Annotated in this window: 13 protein-coding genes; 2 read left to right on the top strand and 11 right to left on the bottom strand. The window is 74.6% G+C overall.

Features of this window, described 5'->3' with window-relative positions; all coding sequences use genetic code 11:
• Positions 1-541 precede the first annotated feature (541 nt).
• Positions 542-2,134 (bottom strand): protein phosphatase 2C domain-containing protein, encoded by a 1,593-nt coding sequence (locus ACF07S_RS17190; RefSeq protein WP_391974501.1) that lies wholly within the window; start codon positions 2,132-2,134, stop codon positions 542-544.
• A gap of 172 nt (positions 2,135-2,306) precedes the next feature.
• Here ACF07S_RS17190 and ACF07S_RS17185 point away from each other — a divergent pair, with 172 nt between their 5' ends.
• Complete coding sequence (locus ACF07S_RS17185) at positions 2,307-2,789, top strand: DUF456 domain-containing protein (protein WP_391964920.1); 483 nt, start codon at positions 2,307-2,309, stop codon at positions 2,787-2,789.
• A gap of 43 nt (positions 2,790-2,832) precedes the next feature.
• On the opposite strand, the gene ACF07S_RS17180 is transcribed toward ACF07S_RS17185, so the two are convergent.
• From ACF07S_RS17180 to ACF07S_RS17160, 5 genes are all read right to left on the bottom strand, one after another.
• The gene (locus tag ACF07S_RS17180; RefSeq protein ID WP_391965008.1) at positions 2,833-3,333 is read right to left on the bottom strand and encodes a methylated-DNA--[protein]-cysteine S-methyltransferase; all 501 of its coding nucleotides are present in this window, start codon (positions 3,331-3,333) and stop codon (positions 2,833-2,835) included.
• 5 nt (positions 3,334-3,338) lie between these two features.
• Positions 3,339-4,784 (bottom strand): DNA-3-methyladenine glycosylase 2 family protein, encoded by a 1,446-nt coding sequence (locus tag ACF07S_RS17175; protein ID WP_391974500.1) that lies wholly within the window; start codon positions 4,782-4,784, stop codon positions 3,339-3,341.
• Between the two features lie 9 nt (positions 4,785-4,793).
• Complete coding sequence (gene rsgA / locus ACF07S_RS17170) at positions 4,794-5,885, bottom strand: ribosome small subunit-dependent GTPase A (RefSeq protein WP_391964918.1); 1,092 nt, start codon at positions 5,883-5,885, stop codon at positions 4,794-4,796.
• Between the two features lie 293 nt (positions 5,886-6,178).
• Positions 6,179-7,651 carry a cellulose binding domain-containing protein gene (locus ACF07S_RS17165; protein WP_391964917.1) on the bottom strand — a complete coding sequence of 491 codons (1,473 nt, stop codon included), beginning with the start codon at positions 7,649-7,651 and terminating at the stop codon, positions 6,179-6,181.
• 217 nt (positions 7,652-7,868) lie between these two features.
• The gene (locus tag ACF07S_RS17160; RefSeq protein ID WP_391974499.1) at positions 7,869-9,188 is read right to left on the bottom strand and encodes a radical SAM protein; all 1,320 of its coding nucleotides are present in this window, start codon (positions 9,186-9,188) and stop codon (positions 7,869-7,871) included.
• Positions 9,189-9,343: 155 nt separating this feature from the next.
• On the opposite strand from ACF07S_RS17160, the gene ACF07S_RS17155 reads away from it, so the two are divergent.
• A complete protein-coding gene (locus ACF07S_RS17155) occupies positions 9,344-10,597 on the top strand; it encodes an FAD-binding protein (protein ID WP_391974498.1) in 1,254 nt (417 codons plus the stop codon).
• Between the two features lie 177 nt (positions 10,598-10,774).
• Here ACF07S_RS17155 and ACF07S_RS17150 read toward each other — a convergent pair whose 3' ends face one another.
• The 5 genes from ACF07S_RS17150 to ACF07S_RS17130 form a co-directional block, all read right to left on the bottom strand.
• Positions 10,775-11,290 carry a hypothetical protein gene (locus ACF07S_RS17150; RefSeq protein WP_391964914.1) on the bottom strand — a complete coding sequence of 172 codons (516 nt, stop codon included), beginning with the start codon at positions 11,288-11,290 and terminating at the stop codon, positions 10,775-10,777.
• Positions 11,287-13,002 carry a PHP domain-containing protein gene (locus ACF07S_RS17145; RefSeq protein WP_391974497.1) on the bottom strand — a complete coding sequence of 572 codons (1,716 nt, stop codon included), beginning with the start codon at positions 13,000-13,002 and terminating at the stop codon, positions 11,287-11,289. Before ACF07S_RS17145 ends, ACF07S_RS17150 begins: the two co-directional genes overlap by 4 nt.
• A 616-nt stretch (positions 13,003-13,618) precedes the next feature.
• Positions 13,619-15,031 carry an RICIN domain-containing protein gene (locus tag ACF07S_RS17140; protein WP_391974496.1) on the bottom strand — a complete coding sequence of 471 codons (1,413 nt, stop codon included), beginning with the start codon at positions 15,029-15,031 and terminating at the stop codon, positions 13,619-13,621.
• 1 nt (position 15,032) lies between these two features.
• Positions 15,033-15,293, bottom strand: coding sequence for a hypothetical protein (locus tag ACF07S_RS17135; protein WP_391964911.1), 261 nt, complete (start codon positions 15,291-15,293; stop codon positions 15,033-15,035).
• 140 nt (positions 15,294-15,433) lie between these two features.
• The gene (locus tag ACF07S_RS17130; protein ID WP_391964910.1) at positions 15,434-16,267 is read right to left on the bottom strand and encodes a class II glutamine amidotransferase; all 834 of its coding nucleotides are present in this window, start codon (positions 16,265-16,267) and stop codon (positions 15,434-15,436) included.
• Between the last annotated feature and the right edge of the window lie 50 nt (positions 16,268-16,317).

The raw sequence follows: 16,317 nt of genomic DNA, 5'->3' as shown, positions 1-16,317 counted from the left end.
GTGCCGACGTCGATTCCCCCTGCGCTCGAACACGTACACGGGAATCCTTGCCCCGTCACCCACGCGGCAGTCATGTCGAACCGTCAACGACCGGTTCTTGGCCGAAGTGCAGCTGCCACGCGAGCGGGCGGGGCCGTCCTCCCGACCTCCGTGGCGGGAGGACGAGCCCGGCTTCCGTGGTGGTCGCGCGGTGTCGGCGGAGCTGGTCGGCGGCCTTCGTCGTGGTCTTCCCGAAGGCGGCGGCCGGGGCCTCCTCGAAGCCGCCCGTTGCGCACCAGCGGCACCGGTGACCTGCCGCGCTGTGAGTACGGCGCCCCGGCCCGGGGCCAAAAGCCCCGGACGGGGTGAACCCGCCTGCGGCCGGGGCACGTTGCGCAGGTCGGACCGTGCCATCTGCGGCATCCGGCCGGCTCCTGGGTCCAGCACGGTCCTGGAGGCCGACAGTGCGAATCCGGTCACCGTCTCCGCGCTGATCTTCGGCGGGATGGACAGCGCGTCGGGATCGGTGACGATGCCGACGGGGAATTCACACCGGGCGCGTTCACGCCTCCCAGACGGCGGCGGCCGTACGGTCGTCCGCGTAACCCTTGACCCGTACCTGGGTGTCGGCGAGGAAGGCCGCGAGGCCGGGCGGTTCGGGACCGGCCCACCGGTCGGCCAGGTGGGCGCGCAGCTGCGCCTCACCGCGCAGCGGCTCGGCGAGTCCGGCGCCGCAGAGCAGCAGGGTGTCGCCCGGGCGGGCCACGGAGGTGCGGAAGCGGAAGGGTTCGCGGGGCGGCCCGGGGGCCGGCTCGTACGGGCTCGGGGGTGTGGGGATGCCCAGGTCCACGGTGAGGAGGTCACCGCCGGGGGTGCCGGGGGGCGGCGAGCCGAAACCGACCACGGGCTCGCCCTTGATCTCGGCGACCTCCGGTTCGATGTCCTGCCACTCGCCGTCCCGCAGCCGGAACAGCCCGCCGGGGCCGGCCCCGAAGAAGACCCGGGTGCGGCATTCGGGGTCGGCGGGCAGCAGCAGGCAGCGCAGGGTGGCCGCGTAGGCGCCGGGTTCGAGGCCCCGCTCGGCGGCGCTCGCGCGGAGCCTGCCGAGGCTGCGGTCGACGAGGCGGTGCAGGCCGGACTTGAGGTCGCCGCGCCGGGCGGCCCTGATGTCGTCGACGAGGCGGGCGTGGCTGCGGCCCACCGCCGCGCCGATCCACCGGCAGGCCTCGGCGGCGGCACGGTGCGCACCGGGGGCGGTCCGGGCGCCGGTCGCCAGCGCCACGAGGACCAGTGCCCGCTCCCCCGTGCCGAAGCGGGCGGTCAGCAGTGCGTCGCGGCGCGGTTCCCCCCGGTAGCGCGCGGAGTCCCCGCGCACCGAGGCGGCGCGCAGGGTGCAGGCCCCGTAGCGGGCTCCGTCCAGCACGGTGTCCGGTACCAGATCGTCCAGCGCGTCGGGGTCGGCGGCGGGGAGGGCGGTGGGTTCGGCGTCGTAGGTGGGGGGCCGGGAGCCCACGTGGGCGCGGGAGGGCGGCGGGCCCGGCGGCACGTCGAGGCGGGACGGGCGGGGGCTGGCGGGAGGGGACGCGGGCGGAGGCGCCGGGGCGGGCGTCCAGTTGCCGAAGGCCGCCGGGAGCGAGGGGGCCGCGGACGAGGGTGACGGATCCTCGGAGGGGGCGGCCGGCGGGGGCGAGGAGCCGGGCGGGGTGCCCTGTGCGGCGCTCGCGGGAGGTGGCGGCCTGCGCGGCCCCCGGGCCGTCGGCGGAAACGTCACCGGGCCCGGCGGAGCGGCGGGCGGCGGCTCCCAGGGCGCGCGCGGCACGGAAGGGGCGGCCGGCGGACCCGAAGGCGCCCGGGGCGGGGTGGCGGCGGACTCGGGCGGGGTGTCAGGACGGGGGGCCGGGTCCGGGTCCGGACCGGAAGCCGGACCCGGACCGGAAGCCGGGCCCGGACCGGAGGCCGGTGTCGCGCGGGGGGCGGGGAGTTTCGGCGCGGGGTCCGGGGCAGGCCCCGGCCCCAGCGTGCCGGACGCCGAGGCGAAGCGGTCGTCCAGGGAATCGGGCGCCGCCGCGGGACCCGTGTCACCGGTGGTGCCGTCGTACAGCTGCCCCCACCAGTCGTCGTCGGGACCGGTGGGCCTTCCCCCCTGCTGACTCATGTCCCCGATTGTCCACCGCGCGGGCGCGGTGGACAGGGGGCATCGGGAAAATCCCCGAACGGTGCCGCGCCCCGTGTGCCGGCCGGGTGAACGGCGGGCCGGCTGTCGTGCCACGGGATGCGCCGCCGCCGTCCCTCCTGCGCCGTTCCCCGGCCTCCTGCACCCTGGAGAGATGGGAGCGTGGGACCTCCTGCTGGTCGGCATGGTGCTCCTGCTCGGCCTGTGCGGAGTGCTGCTGCCGGGTGTGCCGGGGTCGTGGCTGGTGTGGGCCGCGGTCCTGTGGTGGGCGCTGAAGGAGCCCCGGCCGGTCGCGTGGTGGGTGCTCGTGGGGGCGACCGCCGTCCTGTTCCTGTCCCAGGTGGTGCGCTGGGCGCTGCCGCCGCGCCGGTTGCGGGCGGGCGGCGACGACGGCCGGATGCTGGCGTACGCGGGCTGGGGGTCGTTCCTCGGCTTCGTGCTGCTGCCGGTGGTCGGCGCGGTCCCGGGGTTCCTCGCCGGCGCCTACCTCTGCGAGCGGCTGCGGCTCGGCCGTCACGGCGAGGCCGTCACCGCGCTGCGTACGGCGATGCGCTCGGGCGGGGCCGGTGTGCTGGCGGAGCTGTTCACCTGCCAGCTGATCACGGCGGCGTGGCTGGGCGCCGTGTTCTGGGGCTGACCCGCCCGCGTGACCCGCGCCGGGGTCACGGCCCCGCCGCGGGTCACGCGCGCAGCACGCCCTCGTGGGTGAGCAGCCGCACCTTGCGCTCCAGTCCGCCCGCGTACCCGGTCAGCGATCCGTCGGAGCCGATCACGCGGTGGCAGGGGCGGACGATGAGCAGCGGGTTCGCCCCGATCGCGCCGCCGACGGCCCGTACGGCGGCCCGGGGCGCGCCGATCCGCGCCGCGATCTCGCCGTAGGACACGGTCGCCCCGTACGGCACGTCGTCGAGCGCGGCCCAGACCCTCTCCCGGAACGGTGTGCCGACCGCGCTCATGGCCAGCCGGAACTCCTCGAGCTCGCCGGCGAAGTACGCGGCGAGCTGCCGTTCGGCCTCGCGGAACGGTCCCGGATCCCGTTTCCAGGTCTCCCGCACGGTCCGTCCGCCCTTCTGCCCGGGCACGGAGAGCGAGGTCAGCTCGCCGGTCGGGGCCGCGGTGAGCAGCAGCGGCCCGACGGGGCTGGACACACTCGTCCAGTACGTTCCGGTGGTCGTCGTCATGGTCATCAGTACTCCAACTCCCCTGCGGCGCGCAGGTGGTTCAGGGCGTACGAGCGCCAGGGGCGCCAGCTGTCGGGGACGTCCGCGCCGGGCGGCGCCACGTCGGGGTCGCCGAGGGCACGGGTGCGGATCGCGGCGACGGTACGGGCGTCGGGACCGGGGACGGCGGCGAGCGCGTCCCGGGCCTCGTCCCGGTCGGCCCCGGGCCCGAGGCGCAGGGCGCCGTCGGCGAGGGCGGCGGTGAGCGCGCCCAGGGGGCCCTCGGGTTCGGCCCCGGCGAGGACGTCCGGCCCGGGGAACAGGTGGGTGAGGCCCCCGCAGGGGGCGTCCAGCCTCTTGCCGTAGCGCTGGACCAGCCGCGCGGCCTCGTCGCGGCCCACCAGGGCGCGCACCGCCAGCTCCTCCGGGTCGACGGTGCCCGGTGAGCGCAGTCCGGGCCGGGCGGCGACCAGCGGGGCGAGCCGGGTGTCGGCGCCGAGCCGTTCGTCGACGGCGTACGGGTCGGCGTCGAGGTCGAACAGCCGCCGCAGCCGTTGCACGGCGGTGGTCAGGTCGCGGGGGTCGGTGAGGTGGAGCCGGACGTCGAGCCAGCCGCCGGGGTGGGCGCCCGATCCGGTGCGCGCGGTGCCGGGACGTTCGTCGACGGCGGCGATGCCGGTGCCGTGGGGCAGCCGCAGCGTGCGCCGGTAGGTACGGGTGCCCGGCGGGCCGCTGACGTTCTCGATGCCCGGGACGGCCTCGTGTTCCAGCAGGTCGAAGACGGGTCCGGTCCGGTAGGGACCGCGGTGGGCGAGCCGCAGGGGGATGCCCGCGGTGGGGGTGGGCACCCGGCGGCCGGCGCGGGGCGCGGCGGCGCGCAGGGCGCTGGGGGTGGCCGCGTACACGGCGCGCACGGTGTCGTTGAACTGGCGCACGCTGGCGAACCCGGAGGCGAAGGCGATCTGCGTGACCGGCAGCTCGGTGGTCTGCAGCAGTACGCGCGCGGCGTGCGCCCGCTGGGCCCGGGCGAGTGCGACGGGCCCGGCGCCGAGCTCGCCGGTGAGCTGGCGCCGCACCTGGCGGGCGCTGTAGCCGAGCCGTGCGGCGAGTCCGGCGACGCCCTCGCGGTCGACGACGCCGTCGGCGATCAGCCGCACGGCCCGGCCCACGGCGTCGGCCCGCACGTTCCACTCGGCGGAGCCGGGCACGGCATCCGGGCGGCACCGCCGGCAGGCCCGGAAACCGGAGCCCTGCGCGGCGGCGGCCGTCGCGAAGAAGCGCACGTTGTGCCGCTTCGGGGTGACCGCGGGGCAGCTGGGCCGGCAGTAGATGCCGGTGGTCCGCACGGCGAAGAAGAACGCCCCGTCGAACCGGGCGTCCCGGCTGCGCACCGCCTCGTACCTGCCGTCCTCGTCCCTCACGCCGTCCAGTCTCCGCCACCCGGCGCCTTCCGGCTGGCGGAAATCGGACATGGAGGCGTGCTATCGGAGGCGGCCCCGCTTGGCCTCCATCGCGGCCCGGCCGATCGCCCCCTTCCGCTTCCAGTCCCTGCGGATCTCCGAGCGGAGCCGGGCGTCGGTCTTGGCGACGATGTACTGGTTCTCCCGCAGCAGCTTGCGGTAGCTCTCCAGGCGGCGTTCCGGGAGGGTGCCGTCCTCGATGGCGTCGAGGACCGCGCAGCCCGGCTCGCTCTCGTGGGCGCAGTCGTGGAACCGGCAGCCCCCGGCGAGCGCCTCGATCTCGGCGAACACCTGCCCGACGCCGGTGCCGGCGTCCCACAGGCCGACGCCCCGCAGTCCCGGTGTGTCGATGAGGACTCCCCCGCCGGGCAGCGCCAGCAGGTTGCGGGTGGTGGTGGTGTGGCGGCCCTTGCCGTCGACGTCCCGGGCGGCCCGGACGTCCATGACGTCCTCGCCGAGGAGCGCGTTGGCGAGGGTGGACTTGCCCGCCCCGGACTGCCCGAGCAGCACCGCCGTGCCGCCGGACACGATCGCGGCGAGGACGTCGAGACCGTCCCCGTCCCTCGCGCTGACGGTGAGCACGGGCACGCCCGGCGCGCTGGTCTCCACGTCCTGGACGAGGTGCGCCCGGGTCACCGCGTCCGGGACGAGGTCGGCCTTGGTCAGCACGACCACCGGCTGCGCCCCGGACTCCCAGGCGAGCGCGAGGAACCGTTCGACGCGGGCCAGTTCGAGTTCGGCGGCGAGCGAGACGGCGACGACGACGTGGTCGACGTTGGCGGCGAGGATCTGCCCCTCGGACCGCTTGGAGGAGGTGGAACGCACGAAGGCGGTACGGCGCGGCAGATACGCGCGTACGTAGCGCGGGTTCCCGCCGGGTTCGACGGCGGCCCAGTCGCCCGTGCACACGACCCGCAGGGGGTCGTGCGGGGTGACGAAGGCGGTGTCGGCCCGCAGGGTCCCGCCGGCGGTGAGGACGTCGCACTGGCCGCGGTCGACCCGGATCACGCGTCCGGGCAGCAGCCCTTCGGCGGCGTACGGGGCGAACGCGTCGGCCCAGGCGTCGTCCCAGCCGTAAGGGGCGAGCGCGGAGAGGTCGGAGGTGGAACTCAAGGGGGTGGCCCTTCGAGCGGGTGGCCCCGGCGGCCGCCCGGACGCAGGCGCGTCCGCGGGCAGGAAGGGGTGAGGTCAGCCGGTGGCCACGGAGGTGGACGTGATGGTTTCCGGGATGCGGGCAGCGCCCGGCGCAGTGACAGCCATCGGTCGACACCTCCTCGCTCCGCTCACGCGTCGCCCCGGCGACGCTCCGGTGCGGCGGCGCACGGCCACCGCGTGATCTGCGGTCACAGTAGCCCGCTGCCGCCGTGGCCCGTCAACTCCTTTTCCGGCGACGCCCGACCGCCGCGTCACACCGTCGCACAGGGCCGGCCGTTGAGCGTGATGGCGTGGGGCGCGGAGTTGGTGCCGTGCCAGGACGCCAGGAAGCCGAAGGCGAGTTTCCCGCCGGCGGTGACGGTCCTGTTGTAGTGGGCCGCGGTGGCCGTGACCCGGGGTCCGCGCTGGCTCACCGAGGCGTCCCACATCTGCGTGACCCGCTGGCCGTCCGGGAAGGCGAAGCCGACGCGCCAGGAGTCGAGGGGGTCGCGTGTGGTGACGGTGACGGTGGCCTGGAACCCTTCGGGCCACTGGTTGACCAGGTCGTAGTCGGCGCGGCAGGCGGCCGGGCCGCCGCGGTCGGCGGTCTCGGGCGCGGCGGAGGCGGTGCCCTGCGGTTCCGGGTCGGGGTTCTCCGGGTCCTTCGCGTGCTCGGGAGTGCGCTCGGGGGTGTGTTCGGGGGCCGGCTCCGGGGAGCGGGGGGAGGCGGGCCGCGTGGAGGGCGCGGGCGGCAGGGAGGGGCCGGGGCCGGCCACCGGCCGGCTCCCGGTGCCGGGGTGGGCGGCGCGCTCCTCGGCCCTGTCACCGAAGGGCATCAGCGTGACCGCGAGCGCGAGCAGGGAGACCAGGCCGGCGGCGGCCGGCAGGGCGTGCCGGGCCACGCGCGGCCCACCCCCGCCGTCGGCCGGGTCGCTGTCGGGGTCGGGCCGGTCCGGGCGGCCGGCACCGAGCCGCACCTCGGCGGCGCGCCGGCGGCGTTCCAGATAGGCGAGGCCGCCCCAGCCGATGACCCCGCCGGCCAGCGCCCCGGGAAGTCCTCCGCCGTCGAGCCGCAGACAGGCGGCGGCCTCGGCGCACCGGAGGCAGGCGGCCAGGTGCCGGGAGAGGTCGTCGGGGGTGTCCGCGGCGGGCGAGCGGGTCACGGCGTCGAGCAGCCGGGCGTAGCCGCGGCACTCGGCGTCCATCGGGGAGTCGAGGTGGCCGCGGTGGCAGCGGTCCCGGAACAGGAGGCGCACCTGGGTCAGTTCGTCGTCCGCGGTGGCGGGATCGAGGCCGAGCCGGCGGGCCGCCAGGGGCAGCGGCAGGGCCTCCGCCTCGGCCAGCCACAGCAGTTCGGCGTCGGCCGGCTGCAGATCGCGCAGTCCGCGCAGGGCGACCGGGCGCTCGAGCGGCGGCCCGGTGTAGCGGGCGGCCCGGTCGGAGTGGAGCCACAGCCGCAGGCCGGGGTCGAGTCCGTGGCCCTGCCCCGCGTCCTCCCAGGCCGCCGCCGTACTGCGAACGGCGGTCAGCAGCAGGGGTATCCGGGGCAGCCGGGCCGCGCGGCGGGCGGTGCCCGACTCCGCCGCGCGCAGCTCCCGGATGCCCTGGGCGAACGCCTCGCGGGCCAGCTGCGCGGCGGCGGTGGAGCCGGCCGTGCACAGGTCGGCGTAGGAGAGCACCGCGTCCCAGCACTCGGAGAACAGTGCCGCCTCGGTGGCGTCCTGAGGGCTCGGCAGGTCGGGCATGAGTCTCCTGCATCCACGAACGAGGTCAACTCGCTACATCGAAAGTGGAGTTGGGGTAAACCTCGCGGCAGTGGAAGAGCTTCGCACGCGCTCCGCTCCCCTGACAAGCGCCGCCGTCACATGCCGTGGCGGCGTGGCCACCCCTCGCGGGGACCATACGCGGGGAAGGCCGGAACGTCTCGGTTCCGGCCTTCCCGGTCTTCCTCCGGAGCGCTTCTCACACCTCGGCGGGCTCCTGCGCCGACAGGCTGTCCATGAAGGAGCTGACGGAGAACACCGCGCGGCCGGGTCCGGGCGGGCCGTAGCCGGGGGGCGAGGACAGGCCGAAGTCGTCCATGGTGGCGCGGTAGGCCTCGAGCAGCCGGATGTGGTACTCCAGCGGCGCGCCCTGCGGGTTGGCCCTGCCGAGCGGGGTGGTCGGCTCCGGGCACCAGGTGGTGAAGCGGGGCGTGATGCCGTGCGACATGAAGAAGCGCAGGCCCTCGGTGGTCGAGGCGATGGCCTCGTCGACGGTGGTGAAGCCGAACGGCTCGGCCATCTCCACCCCCGCCACGAAGTTGGGGATCACGTTGCGCGCGCCGAAGACGTCGGCGGAGTCGAGGATGCGCCTGTGCCACTCGTCGCGGCCGACGTAGCGCTCCTTGCCGGGGCAGTACAGCTCGAACAGGCGGCGGTCCCACACCTCGTAGTTGGGGTGGTAGATCTGCACGCCGTAGTCCTTGAAGCGCCGCACGTCGTCCTTGGGCAGCGCCTGGGCGACGACCTTGCCGATCCAGCGGCCGGGGAAGCGCTCCTCGATGGCCTTGGCGTAGTGGCCGTAGAAGTCGGCCTCGTCGCGTCCGGCGACGGTCTTGGTGATGGCGCCGCCGGTGAGGGTGTAGGCGGTGGACGTCTTCGCCGTGTCGTAGCGGTCGATGATCTCCAGGGCCTCCAGGACCTCCTCGACGTCCTTCACTCCGGTGTAGGGCCGGCCGGCCGCCTTGTGCTGGCGCCAGTTGTGATTGATGTCGCAGTACTGGCACTCCTCCTTGGCGCCGAAGTACTGGCAGACCCGGAAGACGGTGAGGTAGATCAGGTAGCCCCACTGGATGGTCGGCGCGACCTCCATGACCGACTTCCCGTTGGCGAGGGTGTGCCGGTAGTACTCGGGCATGGGCGGCACGCCGACGTCCGAGATCCGCTTCCCGTCGAGGTAGAGGCCGAGCATCCCCTCCGCGTCCGCCGCGACGCGGTACGGCGAGGACGGGTTCACCCGCACCGAGACCACGGTGCGGCGCAGGCCGTACGGGCCGCCGGTGAGGATGATCTCCTCGGGCGGGCGCCGCAGCGCGGCCTCGCCCAGCTCGGGCAGGGTGCCGTGGTCGAAGGAGAAGATGAAGTACGACTTCGGCTTGACCTCGCCGCTCTCGTTGTCGCTGAGCGCGGAGGGGTCGAAGGCCACGCCGCCGCGCAGCAGGTCCTCCTTGAGGACGGCTTCGCGCGGCACGTGCGGGAACCGCTCCATCAGATCCTCGACCAGCGCGGTACGGCTGCCCATCGAAGTGTCTCCTCCCGGTTCGGACGTACGACTCCTCACGGTATGCCCCCGCTCGGGCGTCCGTGGCGCCGGGTCCCCCGCCGAGGGCCGGCCGGTCCCCGGGGTAGGTTCCGACGGGGGCCCTTTTCGGCCCCGGTGCTCAGGAAGGACGAGGGATGGCCGAGACCGTGACCAACTGGGCGGGCAACATCACGTACGCCGCCGCGGGGCTGCACCGCCCGCACACCCTGGACGCGCTGCGCGCGCTGGTCGCCGGCAGCCACCGGGTGCGGGCCCTGGGCAGCGGGCACTCCTTCAACGAGATCGCCGAGCCCGGCGAGGACGGTGTCCTGCTCTCCCTCGACGCGCTGCCTCCCGAGATCGACGTGGACACGGCGGCCCGGACGGTGCGGGTCGGCGGCGGCGTGCGCTACGCCGAGCTGGCCCGGCAGGTGCACCGGCACGGGCTGGCGCTGCCGAACATGGCGTCGCTGCCGCACATCTCGGTGGCCGGCTCGGTGGCCACCGGCACCCATGGCTCCGGGGTCGGCAACGGGCCGCTCTCCTCGTCCGTGCGGGAGGTGGAACTGGTCACGGCGGACGGTTCGGCGCTGGCCCTCGCGCGGGGCGAGGAGCGGTTCGGCGGCGCGGTCACCTCGCTGGGCGCGCTCGGCGTCGTCACCGCGCTGGTGCTGGACCTCGAGCCGGCGTTCGAGGTCGAGCAGCACGTGTTCACCGAGATGCCCCTGGAGGGGCTGGACCGGGACGGGTTCGAGACGGTCATGTCGGCGGCGTACAGCGTGAGCGTGTTCACGGACTGGCGGGCGCCGGGCTTCCGGCAGGTGTGGCTGAAGCGGCGCACCGACCAGCCGCTGCCGGACTTCCCCTGGGCGGCTCCGGCGGCCGAGAAGATGCACCCGGTGCCGGGCATGCCGGCGGTGAACTGCACCGAGCAGTTCGGGGTGCCGGGGCCCTGGCACGAGCGGCTGCCGCACTTCCGGGCGGAGTTCACGCCGAGCAGCGGGGCGGAGCTGCAGTCGGAGTACCTGATGCCGCGGGAGTCGGCCGCCGGGATGGTGCGCGCGCTGGACGGGATCCGGGAGACGGTCGCCCCCGTGCTGCAGACCTGCGAGATACGCACGGTCGCCGCCGACGACCAGTGGCTCGGCCCTTCCTACGGCCGGGACACGGTGGCCGTTCACTTCACCTGGATCGAGAACACCGCGGCGGTCCTGCCGGTGGTGCGCCGGGTGGAGGAGGCGCTGGCGCCGTTCGACGCGCGGCCCCACTGGGGCAAGGTGTTCACCACCCCGGCGGCGGCGCTGCGCGCCCGCTACCCGCGGCTGGCGGACTTCCGGGCCCTCGCCCGCGAGGTGGACCCGGCGGGCACCTTCGCCAACGCCTTCGTCCGGGACGTCCTGGGCGACTGACCGGTCCCGCCGCGGGGACACGGTGTGGGTGCGCCGGGCCACCGGCACCACGGCGCCGGTTCCCGGTCCTGCGGCCCGGGCCCGCTGCCCCCGTACCGGCTGTGGCCCGGGTCCGCCGGGTTCCCGTTCGTCCTCCCGGTGCCGGACGGCCGGGGTCCCGGTGCCCGCTCCGTCCCCTCAGTGGTCCGCGCAGCAGGGGGTGGGGTCCGGGGCCTCGAAGGGGACGAGGGTGCCGCCCATGGCCGGAGTGGCGGCGAGGACGAGTCCGTCCCGCTGCCACTGCGGCCGCACGTGGTCGCGCGTCACCATCCGGGTCTCCGGGCCGGGCGGTTCCGGTGTGCCGAGCACCGTCACCCGGTCGATCGCGGAGCTCGCGAGCAGCTCGGCGACCGTCATGGTGCCGGTGAGGGCCGTGGCCCCCGGGTAGAGCACCGCGCGCCCCACGGCGTCGGGCAGTCCCGGGGTGACGGCGCCGTACCCCGCCGCCGTGAGCCGCTCCCGGAGGGTGTCCAGGAGCGTCCGCGAGGGCAGGGACAGCGACACCGCGACGCGCGGGCGGTCGCCGCGCACGAGGTGGGTGCAGCCGAACGTGCCCTCGGGAAGGGCGAGTCCGGCCGCCATCGCGTGCAGCAGGTGGTCGGCCGCGCGCAGGTCGCCGGTCCCCGCGTCCACGGTGAGGGCGTACGGCGTCATGACGGCAGGACCCACACCGGGTTGGTGTAGAACCACAGGTCGCGCCACGGGTCGGCGTCGCCGACGACGTCGAGGGCGGGTCCCGCCGGGTCGACCTGGGCGCCCATGGCGCCGACCGCGGACCGGTTGCCGTCGCTGCCGCGCAGCCGGACGTACAGCGGACGGTCGACGCGGCCGAGGTCGAAGGTGACGCGGACGGTGCCGGCCGACTTGTCGATGTCGTACGACCGGACGACCCTGGCCGTGGGCGCGGTGAAGGTGTCCTGGTCGGCGACGGGGCCGGTCATGTCGCCCTGGATGACGTCGACGCGGGCCAGCCGGGGGACGAACCCGGCCCAGTTGGCTCCGCCGGCGAGCGCCACGTCGGCGGTCAGCGTGACCTTGGTGCCCTTCTTCACGTGCAGCGCCCCGCCGAGCGTGGCCCAGCGGCTGCCGCCGGAGACGCGGACGTCGAGGCCGCTGATGAGCTGGCCGTGGTCGACCCAGATGCGGCCGGCGCGGATGCCGTCCATGACGGCGGCGTAGGAGAAGCCGTCGGCGCCGACGTGGGTGCGGCTGTACTGGCCGGGCCAGTAGTCGCCCTGGGTGATGTCGATCTGCCCGGCGTAGACGGGGTCGCGGTACCTGCCCTCGGTGGCGAAGTCGCCGCCCGTGCCGCGCGCCGCGGTGTCGCCGTAGACCTGGTGGGAGTCGGAGTTGGCGGTGATCCACCAGGGGCGGCCCTCGGCGAGGAGGCTGTCCCACAGGCCGCCGACGGTGGCGGTCATCCAGTCGAAGCCGCCCCAGGTGCGGTAGCTCTCCAGCGGGTAGCCGGGGAAGGAGTTGGCGCTGGGGTTGTTGTCGTAGATGCCGCGGGCGCGGCCCATGCCCAGCGGCTTGGGCAGGCCGGCGGCCTGGTGGCCGGGGGCGCCCTCGAAGCCGACGGCGATCTGGGGGTTCGTGCCGGTGGCGTCGCGCCAGGCGCGGATCTCGTGCGGGGAGTCGACACCGCGCCGTGCCGGGTGGTTGGCGAGCATCAGGGCGTCGCCGACCTTGCGCCGCCTGACCTGTTCGGCGAGGAAGTTCAGGCCGGCGACGGCGAGCGCCTCGTTGGCGGGGGTCGAGTCGCCGGCGCCCCTGACGCTGCCGTCGTAGTCGTTCTCGAACTGCTTGAGGACGGCGACCTCGTTGCGGCCGGGGTGGACGAAGACGGTGCCGTGCTCGGCGGCCGGGATGTTCCACTCCAGGCCCTGGAAGACGAGGGTGTCCTCGTAGGCGGCCCGGGCCTCCCTGATGTCCGGGTTGACCTTCTCGACGCCGATCTTGGCGTGGGTGGTGCTGCCGTGGTCGGTGATGACCAGCCAGTCCATGCCGTGCTTGGCGCCCTGGCGGACCTGGTCGACGACGCGGTACTTGCCGTCGCTGCTGTACTGGGTGTGGATGTGGTGGTCTCCGGCGAGCCACAGGAAGCCCTTGCCGCGACGGCCGTTGCCGGTGGCGGGAGCGGCGTGCGCGGGCGTGGCGGCACCGGCGCCGGCGGACAGCACGGTGCCGGCCGCGAGTCCGGCGCCGAGCAGGCCGGCCCGGCGCAGCAGCGTGCGGCGGGACTTCTGCTCGGGGTTGAGCGCCTCGTCGGGCACGGAGGTGTCGAAGGCGGCGGGCAGCGGCGCCGTCGTCTCGTGCCGGTGGTCGTGTCCGTGGTGATGGTGCCCGTGTGCGTGCCCGTGACCCATGGAGTGCCTCCTGATCGCCGCGGTGTGCGCGCGGCTGCCTTCCGCGGCGTGAACACGCCGCTCGTGGAGGATCAAGGCGACGGATGAACACGGGACGGCCACCGGATGAGCGGCACATGCCCCGCACACGGCGGCTCGCCCGTTCGGTGTGCGGGGGCCGGATTTCGTCCCCTAGACTTCCCCGGTTCTCCCGGGGGCCGCATGTCCCGCGCCGGACTCACCGCCGGCCGGCTCGTCACGGCCGCTGCGCGGGGCCTGGGGCGCCCCGGTTCCGGTCGGAACGCCCCAGGGGTTCGTCCCACCCCGGCTCCCCCTCGGGCACCGGACGCGGGCGGGCGATTTCCTCGCGGACCGGGTTCGCGCACACGGTGGCGCCGTGGACGGAGGCGTGCGTGTCGTCCCGTTTCCCGTCGTGGAGGCGGAGCGCCCCGGAGCCCTCGGCGCCGAGGGACTCCACCAGCGCTTTCGTCCGCCCCGGAGCAGCGGACCGCCGGTGCCCCACGACCGCGGGTTCCCGAGACGGCTGACCGTACTCCCCCCGGAATCGGCGCAGTCGGCCACGGACAGGCCCTTGCGCGGGTACCGGGGCGGTCGCCGGCCGCTCGGCCGGCCCGGTCTATGTCCCCCGCGTCCACTGCTGGTTGGCCCCGCCGTTGCAGGTGTGCGTGATGAGGGCGGCCGAGTTGGCGGTGGACCCCCCGGTCACGTCGAGGCACTCGCCGGTCGCCCGCGACCTGAGGGTCACGTAGGAGCCGGAGGTGGTGAGCGCCCACTGCTGGGCGGTGGCGGTGGCGGAGCAGTTCTCCTGGGTGACCGTGCTCGCGTTCTCCGTCAGGCACAGGGAGCTGTGCCGGGCGACGAGCTGGTGGTGGCCGCCGCCGACGGACCTGGACCAGAACCTCTGGTTGCCCCCGCCGTTGCAGTCGTACTGCTTGATCTGCGCGCCCTGCCACAGGGATTGGCCGGTCACGTCCGCGCACCGGCCACTGTGCCGGGCGGCCAGCGTGTCGTACGCGGCGCCGGTGCCGGTGACCGTCCCGGCGGTCGTGTCGACGGTGACCTCCGGGGACCAGGACATGGACATCGAGGTGGCGGACGGGAAGCTCAGCGGCAGCCACACGTAGCGGGAGTCGTTGACGCTCCCGCCGAAGGAGTTGCCCCAGCGGTCGCCCAGGTACAGGTACGAGGTGCCGGAGGAGCCCTGGACGGGCAGCACGAAGGCGGTCTGCGAGCCGAACGCGGTCGGGTCGCCGACGTCGCGCATCGCCGACCACGGTCCGGAGAGGCTGGTGGCGGTGGCGTACCGCTGCTGGTTGGGGTTCCAGCCGGTGGCGCCCGAGGTCAGCATGAAGTAGACGCCGTTCCTCTTGAACAGCGCCGGGGCCTCGCGGTGGCCGCCGGGCCAGGGGTTGGCGACCAGGCTCGCGATGCCGGTGTGGTCGGCGGTGAGCCGGTAGAGGTGCAGGTCGTAGTTCTCGCGGGCGGCGGAGACCATGTAGCCGGCGCCGTCGGTGTCCGTGAAGACGGTGATGTCACGGGACATGTGCTGCCCGAGCGGCCGGAAGCTGCCCCGCCAGGTGTAGTTCCCGTCCACGGTGTCGGAGACGGCGACGGCGGCGCGGGCCTCGCTGTAGTCGCTGCCGTTCTCCTTGTGCATCCACATCACGAACTGGCCGGTGGACGCGTTGTACATGACCTTGGGCCGCTCGATGTTGGCGGTGGCGAGCTCCGGGTGACTGGCCTCGGTCAGCACGTGGTTGCGGAACTCCCAGTTCTTCAGGTCGGTGGAGCGGTAGGCGTCCACGTAGCGGAAGGTGTTGTCGGCGTTGCGGTGCTCGCCGAACCAGTAGTAGTACGCGCCGGCCTTGAGGATCCCGCCGCCGTGGGCGTGCACGGGGTTGTCCGAGACGTCGGTGAACTGTGTGCCGTTGGCGACCGTCCGGGGATCCGCCCGGGCGGGCCCCGCGGTGGCCTGCGCGACGGCGAGCGCGAGACAGAGGGCGAGCAGCACCGCGTGCGCACGTCTCATGTCAGGCCTCCCGAGCGGTCGCGCCGTCGGCCACGGGAATGCCGAAGTCGGGGGTGCCGTCCGCCTTCCAGCCGAGTTCCCGGATCCGGGTGCGCCGGTCGGGGTCGTGCCGCGGGGCGCCGGTGTTCTCCTTGTACCGGCGGGCGTGGTGGCCGAGGACGTCGGTGCGGCCGTCCTCGGCTGGCGCGGCGGCGGGGGTGCCCTTCAGGAGGAGTCTGCGGGCGGGGGGCGGCGGGTCGGGCAGGTCGGCGGCGCGGCTCATGCGGTCTGCCTCTCGTGGGGAAGACGACATCCATGACGTCCGGCATGCCGAACATCATCTGACATCGCGAACGCCGAGAAAGGTAGGGGCGTCTCACGGGGAGGTCAACGGGTCCGGCGGGACGGAGAAGGAACCGGCCCTCATGCCGCCACCGGCTCGAAGTGACCCATCCGGTCCCCTTCCGGCTGGACGACGCCGTACCTCCCCTCCGGGACCTCGTTCCAGACGCCCGGCAGGCTGCCGAGGGGTTCGGACACGATGAGGCGGGCCTCGTCGGACATCTCGTGCAGCAGCTCCAGGTCCGGGTGGAGCGCACGCAGCGTCTCCACCCGGGTGCTGTAGAACAGCGAGCGGGACGCCTTCCGGCTGGAGTAGCGGAACGCCCACAGCCGCTGCCCGTCCGTCACCGCGACCGTCATCTGCAACGGGAACTCCACGCCGTGCTCATGGCCGACCCGTTCCACCAGTCCCGCCATCCGTGCCACCGCGCCCGGCGGGTCCTCCTCCAGGCCGAAGGTGAGCGCGAGGTAGAACATCAGCTCGGAATCCGTGGACCCCTCGATGGACAGGAACAGCTCCGGGTCGACGGTCAGGGCGAGCTCCCGCCGGACGCGGTGGAACTCGGCGATCGCGCCGTTGTGCATCCACATCCAGCGCCCGTGGCGGAACGGGTGGCAGTTGGTCTGCTGCACCGACGTACCGGTCGACGCGCGGATGTGGGCGAAGAACAGGGAGGAGCGGACGTGTCCGGCGATCTCCTGGAGATTGCGGTTGCTCCAGGCCGGACCGATGTCCCGCACGACCGCCGGGGTGACGGTGTGCGTCCCGTACCAGCCGAGGCCGAAGCCGTCGCCGTTGGTGGTCTCGACGCCCATCTTGGCGTGCAGGCTCTGGTCGATGAGCGAGTGCGCCGGTTTGTAGAGGAGGCCGTCGAGCAGGATCGGGGCGCCCGAGTACGCCAGCCAACGGCACATGGTCCACCACCCTCCCGGCGCGGTTCGCCGCCTCTTCCCTTCAGGATTCC

Source organism: Streptomyces sp. NPDC016640 (genome assembly GCF_043076215.1).
Classification (GTDB): Bacteria; Actinomycetota; Actinomycetes; order Streptomycetales; family Streptomycetaceae; genus Streptomyces.
This window is presented reverse-complemented; position numbering and strand designations above follow the sequence as displayed.

Excerpts from the sequence above, each read along its gene's own strand:
- ACF07S_RS17190 (WP_391974501.1), bottom strand. The coding sequence starts at position 2,134 with ATGAGTCAGCAGGGGGGAAGGCCCACCGGTCCCGACGACGACTGGTGG.
- ACF07S_RS17185 (WP_391964920.1), top strand. The coding sequence starts at position 2,307 with ATGGGAGCGTGGGACCTCCTGCTGGTCGGCATGGTGCTCCTGCTCGGC.
- ACF07S_RS17180 (WP_391965008.1), bottom strand. The coding sequence starts at position 3,333 with ATGACGACGACCACCGGAACGTACTGGACGAGTGTGTCCAGCCCCGTC.
- ACF07S_RS17175 (WP_391974500.1), bottom strand. The coding sequence starts at position 4,784 with ATGTCCGATTTCCGCCAGCCGGAAGGCGCCGGGTGGCGGAGACTGGAC.
- ACF07S_RS17165 (WP_391964917.1), bottom strand. The coding sequence starts at position 7,651 with ATGCCCGACCTGCCGAGCCCTCAGGACGCCACCGAGGCGGCACTGTTC.
- ACF07S_RS17160 (WP_391974499.1), bottom strand. The coding sequence starts at position 9,188 with ATGGGCAGCCGTACCGCGCTGGTCGAGGATCTGATGGAGCGGTTCCCG.
- ACF07S_RS17155 (WP_391974498.1), top strand. The coding sequence starts at position 9,344 with ATGGCCGAGACCGTGACCAACTGGGCGGGCAACATCACGTACGCCGCC.
- ACF07S_RS17150 (WP_391964914.1), bottom strand. The coding sequence starts at position 11,290 with ATGACGCCGTACGCCCTCACCGTGGACGCGGGGACCGGCGACCTGCGC.
- ACF07S_RS17145 (WP_391974497.1), bottom strand. The coding sequence starts at position 13,002 with ATGGGTCACGGGCACGCACACGGGCACCATCACCACGGACACGACCAC.
- ACF07S_RS17140 (WP_391974496.1), bottom strand. The coding sequence starts at position 15,031 with ATGAGACGTGCGCACGCGGTGCTGCTCGCCCTCTGTCTCGCGCTCGCC.
- ACF07S_RS17135 (WP_391964911.1), bottom strand. The coding sequence starts at position 15,293 with ATGAGCCGCGCCGCCGACCTGCCCGACCCGCCGCCCCCCGCCCGCAGA.
- ACF07S_RS17130 (WP_391964910.1), bottom strand. The coding sequence starts at position 16,267 with ATGTGCCGTTGGCTGGCGTACTCGGGCGCCCCGATCCTGCTCGACGGC.